Annotated in this window: 1 protein-coding gene; it reads left to right on the top strand. The window is 41.9% G+C overall.

Annotation, left to right across the window (positions count from 1 at the left end; genetic code table 11):
* Positions 1-199: 199 nt before the first annotated feature.
* The coding region (locus EIZ48_RS31665; RefSeq protein ID WP_205298662.1) for a hypothetical protein at positions 200-434 on the top strand (235 nt) is incomplete at its 3' end.

Here is a 434-nt window from a genome sequence, read left to right as displayed (position 1 = left end):
CCGTGTTGGATTTCCCGGGACAGAAACAGTCCCTAAAAGGCTTTAGTGCATGGCTTATATGGATCTTTGTACACATCATGGGGCTCGTGAACTTTAAAAATAAAGTGCGAACGCTGTACAACTGGCTTGGATATTACATCTACAAGGACCAATATTTTAGAATGATCATTAAACCCACAGAAAGAAATAATACATAAGCATGAAACATCTAGGACTACTTGCATCCCTATTCTTTGCTGCCATTCTTTTGAGCTGCAATACTGAAAAATCAAAATCCAGCCCTGAGATTGAACAAACCGATTACGTGGAGGTTCCCTCGGATACACTCACCAAACACTTAAAACCCTTCAAACCGGAATTGCCCACCATAGGACTTCTCATGTTCAATGGCGTGTTGCAGGGAGAGGTCATAGCCACATCGGATGTTTTTGGAA

It is taken from the genome of Photobacterium alginatilyticum (assembly GCF_009910675.1).
Lineage (GTDB): Bacteria > Pseudomonadota > Gammaproteobacteria > Enterobacterales > Vibrionaceae > Photobacterium > Photobacterium alginatilyticum.
Note: the sequence above shows the minus strand (reverse complement) of the source record. Positions and strands in the feature narration are given on the sequence as shown.